Here is a 2,131-nt window from a genome sequence, read left to right as displayed (position 1 = left end):
CGACCGACTCGTCTCCGCCGTACTCGACGACGAGCGCGTGGCTGCCAGGGCTGAGATCGCCGGCAGCCACGGTCAGGCTGGCGGTTCCGGCGGAGAGCGGTGAGGTGTCGATGACCCGGGCGCCCTCGCGGAGGGTGACCGTGCCGGTGGCCGGTGCGCCGTCGCCGGTCACGGTGGCCCCGATCGCGGCCGCCTCTCCGTAGCGGAGCGCCGGGACGGTGACGGTGAACGCCGGCGTCGCCAGGTCCGGTCCGGGATCACCGACCGAGGTGGCCGGTCCGTTCTCGTAGGCGCCGGCGTCGACGGCCGGGCCGTTGACGGGCCGACCGAGCGCGAGCTGGTCGGGCACGTACTGGTAGGCCAGCGCGTGCCGGGCCGGCACCGCGACCGGTGCGGTGGCGCCGACGTCGACGAGCGGCGAGACGTCCGTCGGTCGGAAGTCGGATCCGGGCAGGTCGGTGAACCCGAGGTTCGCGGCGGTGACGCGACTCGACCAGCCGGTGATGGATCCGGTGTGGGTGTCGCTGCGCCACTGCACCATGGCCGGGCTCATGACGTTGACGCCGAGGTGGTGGACCCCGCTCCCACGCTCGAGGGAGAGCTCGAGAGGAGTGGCTCCGGTCGTCGCGGGCCCGGCGGAGAAGACGTTGCCCCAGATCTCCGCGGTCTCGTCGGGGGTGGCGAGGTCGAAGACCGACGCGTTGTACTGCTCACTCTGGTCGAACCGGTAGACCACGGTGTTGTTGAAGAAGTAGAGCGTGCCCTTGCGGTAGGTGTCCTCGCTGCCGGAATCGCCGCCGTAGTGGATCGCGTACGCCGCGTCCCCGTGGGTGAGGTCGACGACGTTGCCGTAGACCCAGGTCTCGCGGTACGCCGGGAGGTCACCGAAGATCGGGAAGCTGTCCTGTGCCTCGACAAGGTCCACCGCCCGGAGGCCGCCCTCGATCTCGTTGAACCGGACGACGGTGCCGGTCGAGCGGTCCTTGAGGGCACCGCCGAGCGATCCGGCGCGAGTGTCGCCGTAGTGGTTGAACTGGTAGACGACGTCCTCGGCCTCGATGTAGGAGTGGTGCTCCCGGTCCCGGCCGACGACGCTGTTGTCGAGGAAGGCGTTGCCGTCGACGAGCACGTGCCGCGAGACGCTGGCCTCCTCGTCGCCGGACGCGACGAACAGCCCGTTGGCGTTGCCGCGGATGACGGTGTCGCGCACGGTCACCCACTCGCCGCGTTCGACGAAGATGCCGGCGACGTTGTCGGGATAGGTCCGGGTGATGCCCGCCCAGTCGGTGAACGTGTTGCCGGGGTAGCCGCCCGTGACCTCCAGCCCGTCGATGACGACGTACCGCGGCTTGGTGCCCCACGGAGTGCCGTCGGGCGCTGCGAGGGTGATGACGCCGCGCTGCTGCGTCGCTTCGAAGTCTGAGCGCATGTCGGGCCGGGTGGTGGCGTCGGCGCCGTCGATGACAGGCCGGTTGCCCTCGCTGTCGGCGACTCCGCAGACGCTGAGCGGCTCCGATTCCGTGCCTTGGCCGACGACGAGGATCTTCTCCTTGTACGGGGCTGGACGTGCGTGGATCCGCACCCGGTCCCCAGGGCCCAGGCTCAGCCACGGGACCGCGCCGATCGTCGTGTACGGCCGCCCGGGACCGACGTCGTACGTCGTGCCGGTGGCGGGGTCGTCGCAGCTGCCGTCCCACACGTCAGCGGCCGGCGGTGGCAGGCCCGGGACGGGGTCGTCGGCGTGGACGGGCGCAGGGAGGAGGGTCGCCACGGAGCAGGCCAGCGCGAGCGTGACCGCTGACGCCGTGCGCCCTCTCATCGCCGCACCCGGAACCGGACGACCGTCGCGCTCAGCGGGAGGTACGAGCTGTCGCCGAGGTAGCGGGCCGCCGCGCGCCACCGCCCGAGGGAGAGCCGCGGCAGGACGATGGTGACGGCGCCTCCCGCGAGCGTGCCGACGACCTGCTTCCGGGTGCCGTCCTTCTTGATCAGCCGGACCCGCACGTCGCCGGTCGCCGCGGGCCGGTCGTCGGGGACCGCGACGACGACCGTCGCCAGTCCGGTGCGACTCGGTTTCGGGACCCGGCCCAGCGATGTGGTCACCGACGTCGGCGTCGTGGGCGGCGGGGGG

The 2,131-nt window shown here is 72.0% G+C and carries 2 protein-coding genes; both read right to left on the bottom strand.

Going from position 1 to position 2,131, the window contains the following annotated elements:
- On the bottom strand, positions 1–1,819 hold a 1,819-nt coding region (locus H0487_RS22245), incomplete at its 3' end, for an Ig-like domain-containing protein (protein ID WP_183096385.1).
- Positions 1,816–2,131 (bottom strand): hypothetical protein (locus H0487_RS22240; protein ID WP_220793694.1); only part of this gene is annotated, 316 nt, incomplete at its 5' end. The genes H0487_RS22245 and H0487_RS22240, both read right to left, overlap by 4 nt.

It is taken from the genome of Nocardioides stalactiti (genome assembly GCF_014180715.1).
Lineage (GTDB): Bacteria > Actinomycetota > Actinomycetes > Propionibacteriales > Nocardioidaceae > Nocardioides > Nocardioides stalactiti.
Note: the sequence above shows the minus strand (reverse complement) of the source record. Positions and strands in the feature narration are given on the sequence as shown.